This window comes from Streptomyces deserti, assembly GCF_054782695.1.
On the sequence record NZ_BAAGRZ010000058.1, the window covers coordinates 1 to 15543 of the forward strand.

13 protein-coding genes, 1 rRNA gene and 1 riboswitch are annotated in these 15543 nt (G+C 69.5%); of the genes, 2 read left to right on the forward strand and 12 right to left on the reverse strand.

Features of this window, described 5'->3' with window-relative positions:
• Nucleotides 1-133 precede the first annotated feature (133 nt).
• Nucleotides 134-1222 carry an ABC transporter ATP-binding protein gene (locus ACYVMZ_RS38340; RefSeq protein WP_461087791.1) on the forward strand — a complete coding sequence of 363 codons (1089 nt, stop codon included), beginning with the start codon at nucleotides 134-136 and terminating at the stop codon, nucleotides 1220-1222.
• A 74-nt stretch (nucleotides 1223-1296) separates the two neighbouring features.
• On the opposite strand, the gene gcvP is transcribed toward ACYVMZ_RS38340, so the two are convergent.
• Complete coding sequence (gene gcvP / locus ACYVMZ_RS38345; protein ID WP_461087793.1) at nucleotides 1297-4182, reverse strand: aminomethyl-transferring glycine dehydrogenase; 2886 nt, start codon at nucleotides 4180-4182, stop codon at nucleotides 1297-1299.
• 176 nt (nucleotides 4183-4358) lie between these two features.
• A riboswitch (glycine riboswitch) is annotated at nucleotides 4359-4454 on the reverse strand.
• Between the two features lie 114 nt (nucleotides 4455-4568).
• On the opposite strand from gcvP, the gene ACYVMZ_RS38350 reads away from it, so the two are divergent.
• Entirely contained in the window at nucleotides 4569-4943 is a 375-nt protein-coding gene (locus ACYVMZ_RS38350; protein ID WP_461087795.1) for a PRC-barrel domain-containing protein, read from the forward strand.
• Nucleotides 4944-5027: 84 nt separating this feature from the next.
• Here the strand turns inward: ACYVMZ_RS38350 and ACYVMZ_RS38355 are convergent, their stop codons facing one another.
• From ACYVMZ_RS38355 to rrf, 11 genes are all read right to left on the reverse strand, one after another.
• A complete protein-coding gene (locus ACYVMZ_RS38355) occupies nucleotides 5028-6434 on the reverse strand; it encodes a DNA polymerase IV (protein WP_461087797.1) in 1407 nt (468 codons plus the stop codon).
• A 65-nt stretch (nucleotides 6435-6499) separates the two neighbouring features.
• Nucleotides 6500-7183, reverse strand: a complete 684-nt coding sequence (locus ACYVMZ_RS38360; protein WP_461087799.1) for a MerR family transcriptional regulator — start codon at nucleotides 7181-7183, stop codon at nucleotides 6500-6502.
• 318 nt (nucleotides 7184-7501) lie between these two features.
• Complete coding sequence (locus ACYVMZ_RS38365) at nucleotides 7502-7975, reverse strand: bifunctional nuclease family protein (protein WP_003988851.1); 474 nt, start codon at nucleotides 7973-7975, stop codon at nucleotides 7502-7504.
• Between the two features lie 83 nt (nucleotides 7976-8058).
• The gene (gene ftsR / locus ACYVMZ_RS38370) at nucleotides 8059-8796 is read right to left on the reverse strand and encodes a transcriptional regulator FtsR (protein WP_461087802.1); all 738 of its coding nucleotides are present in this window, start codon (nucleotides 8794-8796) and stop codon (nucleotides 8059-8061) included.
• A 43-nt stretch (nucleotides 8797-8839) separates the two neighbouring features.
• On the reverse strand, nucleotides 8840-9670 hold the full coding sequence (locus tag ACYVMZ_RS38375; protein ID WP_461087804.1) for an FHA domain-containing protein: 831 nt from the start codon (nucleotides 9668-9670) through the stop codon (nucleotides 8840-8842).
• Between the two features lie 212 nt (nucleotides 9671-9882).
• Nucleotides 9883-10761 (reverse strand): DUF881 domain-containing protein, encoded by an 879-nt coding sequence (locus ACYVMZ_RS38380; protein WP_461087806.1) that lies wholly within the window; start codon nucleotides 10759-10761, stop codon nucleotides 9883-9885.
• 5 nt (nucleotides 10762-10766) lie between these two features.
• Entirely contained in the window at nucleotides 10767-11099 is a 333-nt protein-coding gene (locus ACYVMZ_RS38385; RefSeq protein WP_003977440.1) for a small basic family protein, read from the reverse strand.
• A 12-nt stretch (nucleotides 11100-11111) separates the two neighbouring features.
• Nucleotides 11112-12020, reverse strand: a complete 909-nt coding sequence (locus ACYVMZ_RS38390) for a DUF881 domain-containing protein (RefSeq protein ID WP_461087809.1) — start codon at nucleotides 12018-12020, stop codon at nucleotides 11112-11114.
• Between the two features lie 98 nt (nucleotides 12021-12118).
• Entirely contained in the window at nucleotides 12119-14614 is a 2496-nt protein-coding gene (locus ACYVMZ_RS38395) for a sugar phosphate nucleotidyltransferase (RefSeq protein WP_461087811.1), read from the reverse strand.
• 114 nt (nucleotides 14615-14728) lie between these two features.
• A complete protein-coding gene (locus tag ACYVMZ_RS38400; RefSeq protein WP_461087813.1) occupies nucleotides 14729-15337 on the reverse strand; it encodes a CDP-alcohol phosphatidyltransferase family protein in 609 nt (202 codons plus the stop codon).
• A gap of 109 nt (nucleotides 15338-15446) precedes the next feature.
• A 5S ribosomal RNA gene (gene rrf / locus ACYVMZ_RS38405) occupies nucleotides 15447-15543 on the reverse strand; the annotation flags it as partial.

A 15543-nucleotide genomic window follows, 5' to 3' on the forward strand; every position in this document is an offset into this window, starting at 1 on the left:
CGACAACGGATCAACGTGCTGTTCGCGATGCTCCGCGACGGCACCTTCTACGAACCCAGAACCCCACGCCTCGCTTGACGAAAGACATAGAGGCACCTCCCCGCACCGCCCCCATCCCCAGGACACGCCCCTCATGACCGCCCCCGACGCCACAACGACCGGCACGCACAGAGGACCCCACGACCAGGGCCTCGACGCCCACCTGGTCGTCGACCGCGGCACCTTCCGTCTGGACGTGGTCCTGCGCGCCGCCCCCGGCGACGTCGTAGCCCTGCTCGGCCCGAACGGCGCAGGCAAGACCACCGCCCTGCGCGCCCTCGCGGGCCTGGTCCCGCTCACGGGCGGCCATCTGCGGCTGGACGGCGCGGCGTTGGACCGCAGTCCGCCCGAGTCCCGCCCGGTCGGCGTCGTCTTCCAGGACTACCTGCTCTTCCCGCACCTGTCCGCCCTCGACAACGTGGCCTTCGGACCACGCTGCCGGGGCGCCGGCAAGGCGGAGGCCCGCGCCCAGGCCGCCGAGTGGCTGGACCGTATGGGCCTCGCCGAGCACGCCGGCGCCAAGCCCCGCCGCCTGTCCGGCGGCCAGGCCCAGCGCGTGGCGCTCGCCCGGGCCCTGGCCATCCACCCCCGGCTGCTGCTCCTCGACGAACCGCTCGCCGCCCTGGACGCCCGTACCCGCCTGGAGGTACGGGCCCAACTCCGCCGCCACCTGGCCGAGTTCGAGGCCGTCGCGGTCCTGGTCACGCACGACCCGCTGGACGCCATGGTGCTCGCCGACCGGCTGGTCGTCGTCGAGGAGGGCCACGTCGTCCAGGAGGGCGCGCCCTCCGACATCGCCCGCCACCCGCGCACGGAATACATCGCCCAGCTGGTCGGCCTGAACCTCTACCGCGGCCGGGCCGACGGCCACACCGTCACGCTCGACACCGGCCCCGCCATCACCACCACCGAGGACCTCTCCGGCCCGGTCTTCGTGGCCTTCCCACCCGGCGCCGTGACCCTGTACCGGGAACGCCCCACCGGCTCAAGCGCCCGCAACCTGTGGCGCTGCGAGGTATCGGGCCTGGAGACCCACGGCGACCAGATCCGCGCGGACCTCACCGGCGAACTCCCCCTGGCCGCCGACCTCACCACGGTCGCCGCGGCCGAACTCGACCTCCACCCGGGCGCACCGGTGTGGGCGACGGTCAAGGCGACACAGACACACGCGTACCCGGCCTGAGGGCTCCGCCGGAACGAAGCCCTCCAAAGCCCTCCGAAGCCCCCGAAGCCTCCCAAGTCCTCCGAACCGAACTCTCAGTCCTCGTACGCGTCCAACGGCGGGCACGAGCACACCAGATTCCGGTCACCGAAGGCCTGGTCGATCCGCCGCACCGGCGGCCAGTACTTGTCGGCGGCCGACACCCCGCCCGGGAAGACGGCCTCCTCACGGCTGTACGGGTGCTCCCACTCCCCGCCGAGCGCACCAGCGGTGTGCGGGGCGTTCCGCAGCGGGTTGTCGTCCGCCGGCCACTCACCCGAGCCGACCTTCTCGATCTCCGCGCGAATGGCGATCATCGCCTCGCAGAACCGGTCCAGCTCGGTCAGGTCCTCGGACTCGGTCGGCTCGATCATCAGCGTCCCGGCCACCGGGAACGACATCGTCGGCGCGTGGAACCCGTAGTCGATGAGCCGCTTGGCCACGTCATCGACACTCACACCGGTCGCCTTGGTCAGCGGCCGCAGGTCGATGATGCACTCGTGCGCGACCAGCCCACCGGGCCCGGTGTACAGCACCGGGTAGTGCGGCTCCAGCCGCTTGGCGATGTAGTTGGCGGACAGCACGGCCACCTGCGTGGCCCGCTTGAGCCCTTCACCGCCCATGAGCCGGACGTACGCCCACGAGATCGGCAGAATGCCCGCCGAACCCCACGGCGCGGCCGAGATGGGCCCGACACCGGTCTCCGGCCCGGCCGCGGGCTGCAGCGGATGGTTCGGCAGGTACGGCGCGAGGTGCTCACGCACCGCCACCGGACCGACGCCGGGGCCGCCCCCGCCGTGCGGGATGCAGAACGTCTTGTGGAGGTTCAGGTGGGAGACATCCCCGCCGAAGTGCCCCGGCTTGGCCAGCCCCACCAGCGCGTTGAGGTTCGCGCCGTCGACGTACACCTGCCCGCCGGCCTCGTGCACCTGCGCGCAGATCTCGGAGACGTGCTCCTCGAACACCCCGTGCGTCGACGGGTACGTGATCATCAGCACCGCCAGCTCGTCGCGGTACTGCTCGATCTTCGCCCGCAGGTCGTCCACGTCGATCTCGCCGTCCCCGGCGGTCTTCACGACGACGACCTTCATGCCCGCCATCACGGCGCTCGCGGCGTTCGTCCCGTGCGCGGAGGACGGGATCAGGCACACCGTCCGCTGCTCGTCACCGTTGGCGCGGTGGTACCCGCGCACGGCGAGCAGTCCGGCCAGCTCACCCTGCGACCCGGCGTTGGGCTGCAGCGACACCTTGTCGTACCCGGTGACCTCGGCGAGACGTTCCTCCAGCTCACGGATGAGCGTGAGGTACCCCTGCGCCTGCTCGGCGGGCGCGAAGGGGTGCAGCTGCCCGAACTCGGGCCAGGTGACCGGCTCCATCTCGGTCGTCGCGTTGAGCTTCATCGTGCACGAGCCCAGCGGGATCATGCCGCGGTCCAGTGCGTAGTCCCGGTCAGCCAGCCGGCGCAGGTAGCGCAGCATCGCCGTCTCGGAGCGGTGCTGGTGGAAGACGGGGTGCGTCAGGTACTCGTCGGTGCGCAGCAGCGCGGCCGGGAGGGATTCCTCGGTCACCGCGTCCAGCGCCTCGATGTCGCCCTCGACCCCGAACGCGGCCCATACGGCACCCACCTGGGCCCGCGTGGTCGTCTCGTCGCAGGCGATGGACAGGTGGTCGGCGTCGACGTGCCAGAGGTTGACACCGTTCTCACGCGCGGCGGCGACGACCTCGGCGGCACGGCCCGCGACGCGCACGGTCAGCGTGTCGAAGAAGGCGCCGTGCACGACCTCGACGCCACCGGCCTCGAGCCCCGCGGCGAGGATGGTGGCGTACCGGTGGGTGCGTCGCGCGATGCCCTTCAGGCCCTCGGGCCCGTGGTAGACGGCGTACATCCCCGCCATCACGGCGAGCAGCACCTGCGCGGTGCAGATGTTGCTGGTGGCCTTCTCACGGCGGATGTGCTGCTCGCGCGTCTGCAGCGCGAGCCGGTACGCCCTGTTCCCGTCCGTGTCGACGGACACGCCGACGAGCCGCCCGGGCAGGCTCCGCGCGAACGTCTCCCGCACCGCCATGTATCCGGCGTGCGGCCCGCCGAAGCCCATCGGCACGCCGAAGCGCTGCGTCGTCCCGACCGCGATGTCCGCGCCGAGCTCGCCCGGCGACTTCAGGAGTGTCAGCGCGAGCAGATCGGCGGCGACGGTGACGAGCGCGCCGAGCTCGTGCGCCTGGTCGATGACCGGCTTGATGTCGCGTACGGCCCCGGAGGCACCCGGGTACTGGATCAGCACGCCGTTGATCTCACGCTCGGCGACCTCGGCCGGGATGCCCTCGCCGAGGTCGGCGACGACGACCTCGACACCGGTCGGTTCGGCACGGGACTGGATCACGGCGATGGTCTGCGGCAGCGCGTCCGCGTCGACCAGGAACAGGCCCTTCTTGTTCTTGCCCATACGCCGGGACAGCGCCATCGCCTCGGCGGCCGCGGTGCCCTCGTCCAGCAGCGAGGCCCCGGAGGTCGGCAGACCGGTGAGGTCGGCGACCATCGTCTGGAAGTTGAGCAGCGCCTCCAGCCGACCCTGCGAGATCTCAGGCTGGTACGGCGTGTAGGCCGTGTACCAGGCCGGGTTCTCCATGACGTTGCGCAGGATGACGGGCGGCGTGAAGGTGCCGTAGTACCCGAGCCCGATCATGGAGTCGAGGACCTGGTTGCGGTCGGCCAGCGACCGCAGCTCGGCCAGCACCTCGGCCTCACTGCGCGCGCCCGGCAGGTCGAGCGCGTCGGTGTTCTTGATCACATCCGGGACCGCGGCGGCGGTGAGCTCGTCGAGCGAGCCGTAGCCGACCTGCGCGAGCATCTTGGCCCGCGCCTCCTGGTCGGGCCCGATGTGGCGCTGCTCGAAGGGGATTCCCTGCTCGAGCTCGGAGAGCGGAGTGCGATGGGCGGTCATTGCGGAGGCCTCCTGGTCTGACACGACCTTCGAGGGGCACCACGGCACGGGTGCCCGGACGGCCTCCCCCTCTGTCATCTCAACCTGAGAGCTTCACCGGATCGCCCCAAAGCGCCCGGCTTTCACCGTCGGTGAGAGCGGAAGCCGTCGACACCCGCTCTGCTTTCCAGAGTGACCTCGTCCGTGCGGTACGTGGGCCTGAGAGATTCCGGGGAGGATTTGCTCCTTCGGCGCCTCCGATGGTGCCTGGAGGACTCTCCCGCACGGGGTCAGCAGCCGTCTGCCAGCCTACCAGCGAGGTCAACGCCCGGGCCTTCGAGTGGCCGCGTTCCCAATTGTGCCGTTTTGTAGTGCTTACGAATGAGTTGCGACCAGTTGGAGGGCACGTGCGAACCGACATCGATCCGCGCAACCTGATAGGCCGCAAGGCGTTCGACCGGAACGGCACCAAGATCGGCACGATCGACGAAATCTACCTCGACGACGCCACCGGCGTCCCGGAGTGGGCCGCGATACGGACCGGCCTGTTCAGCAGGGACGCCTTCGTCCCCCTGGAGCCCAGCGAGCTGATCGACGGCGCCCTCCACGTCCCCTTCGACCGCGCCCTGATCAAGGATGCCCCCGACTTCGGCGTCGGCCGCCACCTCTCCCCGGAGCAGGAACTCCAGCTCTACCACCACTACGGTCTCGACGTGGCCGCTCCTCCCCCGCTCCCGGACCACGAGGTCGGCAGACTCGCGGGCACGGACGAGACGGCCTGAGACCGGGCTCGCGGTCCTGCACCCCCGTCGGCGGGAAACCGTCGAGACGAGCCCAGCCCGGCCAGGCCCGGGCTCCTGTCCGCCTCAGCCCTGGCTCGCCGACCGCGCGTCCACGGACCCCGCATCCGCATCCGCATCGGACCCCCCGCCCTCCCCGGGTCTTCGCGGCACCAGCGGCAGCGGATCCGCCGGCTCCAGGTCCGGATCGTCGATCCGGAACGTCCGCACCCGCCCGGGCTCCGACTCGGGCGTCTCGAACCGCACGGTGACCCGCCCGAGTCCGCTGCCCTGCACCCACCCGTGCCCGTACTCGGCGTGCCGCACGTCGTGCCCCGCGGGCCATCTCCGCTCGACGGGCGCCTGCTGCTCCTCGACGGGCACCTCCTCGGGTTCCTCGACGGGACTGTCGGCCCGCTCCCCCGCCGCCTGCGCGAACAGATCCTCCTGCGTGTAGTCGGCGAGCCCGCTGACCCCGACCCCGAGCAGCCGTACGCCACCCGTCGTGTCGACCGAGTCCAGCAGCCGGGCCGCCGCCTCCCGGATCACCGCCGGATCGTCAGTGGGCCCGCGCAGCGTCTCGGACCGGGTGAGGGTCGAGAAGTCGTACCGCCGCACCTTCAGCACGATGGTCCGCCCCGACAGCCCGGCCCCGCGCAGCCGCCGCACGCACCGGTCGGCGAGCCGCTGCACCTCCAGCCCGACCCGCACCCGGTCGTGGATGTCCACGTCGTACGTGTCCTCCACCGACACCGACTTCGCCTCCCGCTCGGCCACCACGGGCCGCTCGTCCCGCGCCAGCGCCATCGCGTACAGGGCGTGCCCGTGGGCCTTGCCCAGCAGCCGTACGAGTTCGTCCTCACCGGCCTCGGCGAGTTCCTCGACGGTGTGGATCCCGGCACGCCGCAGATGGTCACCGGTCGCCGGGCCCACACCGGGCAGCGTGCGCACCGGCATCGGCCCGAGCATGGCCCGCTCGGTCCCCGGCTCGATGACCACCAGCCCGTCCGGCTTGGCCTGCTCCGAGGCGATCTTCGCGAGCATCTTGGAGGCGGCGAGGCCCACCGACCCCGTGAGTCCCGTGACGGCCCGGATGTCCGCGCGCAGTTTCGCCCCGGCCAGCCGCGCCGACCGCTCGTCCCAGGCCGTCCCACCGGCCTCCAGGTCCACGAACGCCTCGTCCAGGCTCAGCGGCTCCACCAGCGGCGACAGCGCGCGCAGCAGCCCCATCACCTGCTCACTGATCGTCCGGTAGAACCCGAAGCGCGGCACGAGATACGCGGCGTTGGGCGCGAGTCGCCGGGCCTGCGCCATGGGCATCGCCGAATGGACCCCGAAGACCCGCGCCTCGTAGGAGCACGTGGCGACGACCCCGCGCGGCCCGAGTCCACCCACGATGACGGCCTTCCCGCGCAGGCTCGGCTTGGACGCCTGCTCCACCGAGGCGAAGAAGGCATCCATGTCGAGGTGCAGGATCGTGGGCGCGGTTCTCACATCTCCGATGCTGCCCTACGCCACTGACAATGCCCCCAAGGCACCGTCCGCTGCGGCTGAACCGCTCAGACCGCCCGGTTCCGCCGCCGCGCCAGCTCGTCCGCCGGGTTCTGCCCGACGAGGGTCTCGCCCGTGTCGACACGCTCCCCGTGGAGCTGTGAAAGCGCGTTCTCGACGTCCCGCCACACCACGCCCACGGCGATCCCGAAGATGCCCTGACCGCCCTGGAGCAGCGCATGGACCTCTTCCGGCGAGGTGCACTCGTAGACCGTGGCGCCGTCGCTCATCAGCGTCATGCGCTCCAGGTCACGGAAACCGCGTTCCCTGAGGTGCTGGACGGCGGTGCGGATGTTCTGCAGCGATACGCCCGTGTCCAGGAATCTCTTGACGATCTTCAGGACGACGACGTCCCGGAAGCTGTACAGGCGCTGCGTCCCGGACCCGTAGGCGGGCCGCACGCTCGGCTCGACGAGCCCGGTGCGGGCCCAGTAGTCCAGCTGCCGGTAGGTGATGCCGGCGGCCGCACAGGCCGTGGGGCCTCGATAGCCGATCTGCTCGGACGCCATGGACGTCGCCCCTCCGCTGCTCGGCACGGCCGTCGGTCGCTGGGGAGCGTGCTCGGCGGCGCTGCTGTGATGGGAGTACTCCCTGGTCGAGCGGAGCCGAGAGCCGGGGGGAGGGTACGGACCGCTCGCCCCGAGACTGCGTCCGGGGGCACCCCCAGCCGTACCGTCGCCGCTGCTTCTCACGCCGACCTCCGTCCTTGACCTGCCTTCTCGACGGTAGGCAGCCACCAGGGGTGCGTCAACGACCGCCACACTCGGCACGCCGAGTGATAATCACCCTAAGAGTGGTTTCCCGTGCCCCACTGCGGGGAAAGGCTAGCCGAATGCCTTCGGCGCGGGCCGCGTGACGCTCTCAGGGGCCACTGGCACACGCGGGCATTTCGGCCCTCACGGGACGTGGACCGGCCCCTGACACGACGTGGGCGACCCGACACGGACCACTTCGTCCGCCGAGCCGCCCACGCGCCTCACCGACTCCTGGTTCTCACCGACCGCCGGACCTCACTGACTGCTGGATCCGAAGTCCTCCGGCGAGATCTGGTCGAGGAACTCGCGGAACTTCTCCACCTCGTCCTCCTGCTCGTCCGGGATCGCGATACCGGCGTCGTCGAGCACCGTGTCACTGCCGTAGATCGGCGTCCCGGTGCGCAGTGCCAGCGCTATGGCATCGGACGGACGGGCGCTCACCTCGACCCCGCTGGCGAAGACCAGCTCCGCGTAGAAGACGCCCTCACGCAGGTCCGTGATGCGTACTTCCGTGAGCTCCTGGCCGACGGCTTCCAGCACGTCCTTGAACAGGTCGTGGGTCAGCGGCCGTGCGGGAGCCATGCCCTGCTGGGCGAAGGCGATGGCCGTCGCCTCCCCCGGCCCGATCCAGATGGGGAGGTAACGGTCGCCTCCCACTTCACGCAGCAGCACGATCGGTTGGTTGGAGGGCATTTCGACCCGGACACCTACGACATCGAGCTCGTTCACACAGCAACCCTAGGCCGTGCTCGGGACGTTTGGGTAGTCGGGCAGAGAACGGGTGGCCGATCCGGGCCCTCGACACCCCCTCCTCAGGGCAGCCGCACCCCGAGAGCGGTCTGCACCAGTGCGGAGTGCAGCTTCACGGTGAGCCCCGCCAGCTCCTTGGCCCGGGCTTGAGCATGCGCCCTGGTCTGCGGGTTCCGGTGCCGCTTCAGCGGGGCGACGACCTGGTCCACCAGTCCCGCCTCGCGGTCGGCGGCGGCCTTCATCGCCCGCAGGTGCCGCGGCTCGATCCCGAACCGCCCCAGCTCGATGACGAGCGAGGCCACGGTAACCACCTCGGCGTCGTACACCCCGTCCTCCAGCGGAGCGATGAGCCCGTACGACTCCCACTCCTGGAGCTCCTGCTCGCCGATGCCGACGGCGGCGAGCAGCTCGGCCCGCCCGATCCGGGCCGCCGTAGGCCCTTCGGACGACTCCGGCACGGGCTCACCGTCCCGCTGGGGGCCCAGGGCCGGCAGCTGAATCGCTTCGCCGCGCTCCATCGCCTCAAGGTGTTCGCGGATCACCTTGAGGGGCAGATAGTGGTCCCGCTGCATCCTCAGGACGTGGCCGAGGCGCTCGACGTCTTCGGCGCTGAACTTGCGATACCCCGAGGGGGTCCGCTGCGGCTCGACGAGCCCCTCCGACTCCAGGAAGCGGATCTTGGAGATGGTGATGTCGGGGAACTCGTCGCGCAGCACGTTCAGCACCGTGCCGATGCTCATCAACCCACTGTCCGTGGCGGCGGTGCCGTGCCCGGCACCGCCGCTCGGTGTTCGAAGCATGGACCTTCCCTGTGGGTCCCCCCGGACGAGGTCCGGGGGAGGGTCAGTAGCCCCGCTGGCTCGCGTAGAAGACCAGCCGGTACTTGCCGATCTGCACCTCGTCACCGTTGTTCAGGGCGACCTGGTCGATCCGCTCCCGGTTGACGTACGTGCCGTTCAGACTGCCCACGTCGGCCACCGTGAACGTGCCGTCCGGACTGCGGCGGAACTCCACGTGCCGGCGGGAGACCGTCACGTCGTCCAAGAAGATGTCGCTCTGCGGATGACGCCCGGCCGTGGTCAGGTCGCTGTCCAGCAGGAAGCGGCTGCCCGCGTTCGGCCCGCGGCGCACGACCAGCAGCGCGGAACCCTGCGGCAGCGCGTCCACGGCGGCCTGCGCCTCGGGCGACAGCATCGGCATGGGCGTCTGGCCGGTGGTCTCCGCGTCGTAGGCCTCGAGGCCGGAGATGGAGATCGTGGACGTCGTCTCGGACGAACGCTCGGCGGCGGCCCCGGCCCGCAGCGGCGCGCCGCAGTTGGAGCAGAAGCGGCTGTTCTCCGCGTTGCGGTTACCGCACCTCGTACACACCAGGGCCGACATGGACGGGTCCTCCTGCGGCGACTGCCCCGCCGGGGCGTTGGACGCGTACGGGCCGGCTGCGAACCCTCCACCCGTACCTGAGGTTGACGGTTGCCCGAAACCTATGCCGCCGGACTGCGCAGGGTCAACCGACGGCGCGCCCTGACCTCCGGAAACGTCACCGCCCGGACCAGCCACCTGGTCCCGGAACAGCGGACGCTGGCCCTCTGCGTCAGGCTGTGCGCGATGACGAGCGGTCGCGTTGCCGCTGCCCTCTCGCGCGCTCTTGCCGAACCACTTCGCAAACAACTTCACGGGCGATTCCCCTTGACCGAAACAGACCCGCCCGTGGGGCAGGACGAACCCTGACTGAACACTCTGGCCGACCCGGACATCCTGACAACGTCCGTCTCCACCAGACACAACGTCCGTCTCCACCAGACAGTTTCCACCACGCACCACCCAATCGGTGCGCCGACCCCCCGCAACCTCATGCCCTCGCCGGACGCCCCCCATGCACCCCCGGTTCACTGGGAGGACGACCGAGCGTAGTCAGGCCGCTTCGCCGCCCGCAAGGCGTCCACGACGATCTTGCTCGACCGCTCGACGGTAACGGTGGCCTGTTCCTTCTCGAGAGTCTGCACCACGCCTCCGGGGATGTTGAGCGCCGGCTCGAGGTCCTGCGGTTTGCCGATGACCTTGAAACGATAGGGCGCGTTGATCTTGTTCCCGTCGACGCCGACTCCCTTGCCGGCGTCCGACAGATATGTGCCGGCGACGACCCGTACCCCGTTCACCTGGATCGCCTCCGCCCCCGCCGCCCGCAGCTCCTGGATCGCGTCGAGCAGCATGTCCGCCTCGACCGTCCCCCCCGTGTCCTCGATGGTCATCGTGATGCCGGGCCCCTGCGCGGCCACGGTGCCCGCCAGGATGCCGAGCTGCCTCTCCTTCTCGACCGTCTGCCTGCGGGCCTCCTCGGCCTGGTCCGAGCTGTTCTCCAGCTCGTCGCGCTGCTTCTCGAGTCCCTGCTTCTCGTCTTCAAGACGCTGTGTACGGTCGTCCAGTTCATCGAGGATGCGGACAAGATCTTCCTGACGCGCGCCGCGCAGGGCGCTGTCGCTGTCGCTGTTCGACGCCACCTGGACGGCCAGGCCGAAGCCCAGGCCGAACAACAGCAGGGCGACGATGAGTTGGGCCCGGGTGACACGCGGCGGCCACAGCCCCTTCACCAGCCGCTGCCGGCCGGTGAGCTGCGGCGCGGGCTCCTGCTCCGGCGCCTCCTCCGCCGAGGCAGCCGTCGCGGGCACCTCTTCGGGCAGCTCCTTGCGCAGCCTGTGCTCAGGCCCGGGACTCTCGGCGGGCCTCTTGTCAGGCTGCTCGTCGTGCCGTTCGTCGTGCTCGCTCATCGGCCTCACGCCCGGAACACGTGGCGGCGGATCGCCGCGGCGTTGGAGAAGATACGGATGCCGAGGACGACCACGACACCGGTGGACAGCTGCGCGCCCACGCCCAGCTTGTCGCCCAGGAACACGATCAGCGCGGCCACGACCACGTTCGACAGGAACGACACCACGAAGACCTTGTCGTCGAAGATGCCGTCGAGCATGGCCCGCAGACCTCCGAAGACGGCGTCGAGCGCCGCCACGACGGCGATCGGCAGGTAAGGCTCGACGGCCGCCGGAACCTCAGGCCGGACCAACAGGCCGGCCACGACTCCCACGACGAGGCCCAGTACGGCGATCACGATGTGCCCTTCTCAGTCTTTCTCAGTGCTGTCGGTCTTCGGCTGTGCTGTACGTACGATCACACTCGGCGCGGCGGGCAGTTGGAGGTCGTCCTCCACGGAGATGCTGGTGCGGATGCCGTAGTTCTCCTGCAGGGCGTGCAGGTACAGCCCGTCGGCACTGTTCTGGAACCTGGTGCTCAGCCGCTGACCGTCCCCCACCGCGAGCACCGTGTAAGGGGGCACCAGCGGCCTGTTGTCGACCAGTATCGCGTCCCCCGCGGCCCTGATCGCGGACAGCGCCGTCAGCCGCTGCCCGTTGATGGAGACGGCCTCGGCGCCCGACTCCCACAGCCCGTTGACCACGCGTTGCATGTCACGGTCCCGTACCCGGCCGGTGTCGGAGAACCCGGAGCTCTCCCGCGGGTCACCGTCGCCACCGGTGCCCGCCTCCTTGGCGTCGTCCACGACGAGCTTCACCCCGGGACCGTGCACCGCTGTGGCCCCCGACAGGATGCCCATCAGCTCGGACCGGCCGCTGCCCCCGCTCCTCTCGAGCGCCTCACGCTGCCGCGCACTCACGTCCTCGCGCAGCTTGTCGACGCTGTCCTCGAGCTTGTCCGCCGCCTCGGTCTCCCGGTCGATGCGGTCGATCAGCTCCTCGCGCTCCTTGGCGACGACGGGGGCCGCGACCCGCGCCTGTGCCGCTCCGACGGTCACGACGAGGGCCGCGAGCACCAGGCCGGCGGCCAGACCGAGCTTCGCCCTGAGGGTCTTCGGCAGGCCGCGCTCACCCGCGGCCTTCTTGCGGGCGGCGGCCTCGGCGTATCCGTCGTCGAGGCTGTGGTCCATGACGTTGGTGATCAACGACATGGACGCGTCCGGACGGGAGGGCCGCGTAGGTGTGCTCCGAACGGGGGGTTGCTGCGGCATGCCGCACATCGTCGCACGTCGCGGCCGCTAGCTCCGAACGGGCCCACCGGCGTGCCGGACAGGCCCCCTTGGGGACACTTGTCCGGCACGCACGCGTGCTGCGCGTTTTACCGACCCGCGCTGTCCACGACCGCCGACCACTCGTCGAGCAGCGCCTGGGCGGAGGCGTCGTCGGGTCCCTCGGCCCACAGGTGGGTGACCGCCTCCGCCGGGTCGGGCAGCACCATCACCCAACGCCCGTCGGTCTCCACCACGCGCACACCGTCGGTGGTGTCCACGAAGCGGTCTCCGGCCGCCTCGACGACCCGCCGCATGACGAGCCCCTTGACGGCCCACGGAGTCGCCAGATCCCGCTTGAGGACGTGCGCCCGCGGGATGCGCGCGTCGATCTGGCTGAGGGTGAGCTGCGTCCGCGCCACGAGCCCGATGAGCCGTACGAACGCCGCTGTGCCGTCGTAGACACTGCTGAACTCCGGGACGATGAAGCCGCCCTTGCCGTCACCGCCGAAGATCGTGCCTTCCTCACCGCCCACGCGCGTCAGGTCGTCGGGCGAGGTGGTCGTCCACTCGACCTGCGTCCCGTGGTACGCCGCCACCTGCTCGGCGATCCTGGTGGTGGTCACCGGCAGCGCGACCCGGCCGCTGCGCCGTTCCGCGGCCACGAGGTCGAGCATCACGAGCAGCGCACGGTCGTCCTCGATGATGCGGCCCTTCTCGTCGACCAGCGACAGCCGCTCCCCGACGGGGTCGAACCGCACTCCGAACGCGGCCCCCGATGACGCCACGATCTCACCGAGCCGCACCAGCCCCGACCGTCGCATGTCGGCGGTCTCCGTCGGCCTGGATTCGTCAAGGCCGGGATTGATGGTCAGCGAGTCGACCCCCAGCTTGCCCAGCAGGCTCGGCAACACGAGCCCGGCACTGCCGTTGGACGCGTCGACGACCACCTTCAGCCCTGACTCCGCGATCCCCGTCGTGTCGACGTTGCGCAGCAACGACCCGGTGTACGAGTCGAAGACACTGGCCGGGAAGTGCAAGTCACCGATCTCGCCGGGGAAGGCGCGCCGGTACTCCTGCCGCGCGAACACCCGGTCCAGCTTCCGCTGACTGCCCTGCGACAGGTCGGCGCCCTGCCCATCGAAGAACATGATGTCCACGGAGTCCGGCACCCCAGGCGTGGTCCGGATCATGATCCCGCCCGCGCTCCCTCGCGCGGTCTGCTGCCGGGCGACGGGCAGCGGTACGTTCTCCAGGTCCCGTACGTCGATGGCGCTGGCCTGCAGCGCGGAGATGACCGCCCGCTTCAGAGCGCGGGCACCGCGGGAATGGTCGCGGGCCGTGGTGACGGTCGACCCCTTCTTCAGGGTGGTCGCATAAGCGCCGGCGAGACGCACCGCGAGCTCCGGCGTGATCTCCACGTTCAGGATTCCGGACACCCCGCGGGCACCGAAGAGATGCGCCTGGCCCCGGGATTCCCAGATGACCGATGTATTGACGAAAGCACCGGCTTCGATGGTCTTGAACGGATAGACCCGCACATTGCCCTGCACGATCGATTCTTCGCCGACAAGGCACTCGTCACCGATGACCGCACCGTCCTCGATCCGCGCCGCGCGCATGATGTCGGTGTTCTTTCCGACGACGCAGCCCCGCAGATTGCTGTGCGGCCCGACGTACACGTTGTCGTGGACGACGGCCTTGTGCAGAAAGGCACCGCTCTTCACCACGACGTTGGAACCGACCACCGTGTGTTCGCGGACCTCGGCGCCGGCTTCGACCTTGGCGTAGTCCCCGATGTAGAGAGGACCGCGGAGAACGGCATCGGGATGCACCTCGGCACCCTCCGCCACCCACACGCCCGGGGAGATCTCGAAGCCGTCGATGTCGACGTCGACCTTGCCCTCCAGGACGTCGGCCTGCGCCTTCACGTAGCTCTCGTGCGTGCCGACGTCCTCCCAGTAGCCTTCGGCGACATAGCCGTAGACCGGCTTGCCCTCCTTCATCAGCTGCGGGAAGACGTCGCCGGACCAGTCGACGGGCACATCGGGCTCGACGTAGTCGAAGACCTCGGGCTCCATCACATAGATGCCCGTGTTCACGGTGTCCGAGAAGACCTGACCCCAGGTCGGCTTCTCGAGGAACCGCTCCACCTTGCCCTCTTCGTCGACAATGGTGATGCCGAATTCCAGCGGATTGGGCACACGTGTCAGGCAGACCGTGACCAGCGCGCCCTTTTCCTTGTGGAAATTGATCAGCTCGGTGAGGTCGAAGTCGGTCAGGGCATCGCCGGAGATGACGAGGAAGGCATCGTCCTTCAACGCCTCTTCGGCGTTCTTGACGCTTCCGGCGGTACCGAGTGGCTTCTCCTCATTGGCATAGGTGAGCTCCATTCCAAGCTCTTCGCCGTCACCGAAGTAGTTCTTGACGAGCGAGGCCAGGAACTGGACAGTTACGACTGTTTCGTTGAGCCCATGCCTTTTGAGCAGCCGCAGAACATGCTCCATGATCGGGCGGTTCGCCACAGGCAGGAGCGGCTTGGGCATGCTTGAGGTCATGGGACGAAGGCGTGTGCCTTCGCCTCCGGCCATCACGACGGCCTTCATGTCGGAAGCGTCCTCCTCCAAGAGACGACGGTCTAGCCGACTTCACCCGCCCAGATTGTCCCGCACTTTTCCACCGCGGGCCATCGGGCCGTTACGGCCACCCAATCAGCGAGTTCAATCGGCCATGGCGTCCGCACGGACCAGGCGGCGGACTTGTACCACGTAGAGGACTCCTGCCCACCAATACAGCGTTGTACCCCATCCGGCGAACGCCCATCCGAAAATAGCAGCGAGTGACGAGATCCAGCCAGTTCCGTCACTGAGCAGGAGCAGCGGGAAGGCATACATCAAGTTGAAGGTGGCGGCCTTCCCCAGGAAGTTCACCTGCGGCGGCGGATAGCCGTGACGCCTGAGAATGCCCACCATCACCAGCAGAACCAGCTCTCGCGCCAGAAGTACAGCCGTCAACCAGACGGGCAGAATCTCGCGCCAGGTGAGACCGACCAAAGTCGAGAGAATGTAGAGCCGGTCGGCCGCGGGATCAAGGAGCCGGCCGAGGCTGCTGATCTGGTTCCACCGCCGTGCGAGCTTGCCGTCCAGGTAGTCGCTGACGCCGCTCAGGGCCAGCACCAGCAGCGCCCACCCATCGCTCTTGGGACCACCGAACTCAGGCCTGAGGATCAGCCACAGGAAGAGGGGCACGCCGACGAGGCGCGCCATGCTGAGGATGTTCGGGATGGTGAGGACACGGTCCGTCTGGACGCGAGTCTCCTGAACCTCCACCCGGGGGCCTCCTGTGGGAAACGTACCAACGATGCTCCCTGACCTTACCTCAACGCAAAAAAGCTCTGGCCCTCGGGCTGTGTGCCCAAGAGCCAGAGCTCTAAAAGGAGTTCGGCGGCGTCCTACTCTCCCACAGGGTCCCCCCTGCAGTACCATCGGCGCTGTAAGGCTTAGCTTCCGGGTTCGGAATGTAACCGGGCGTTTCC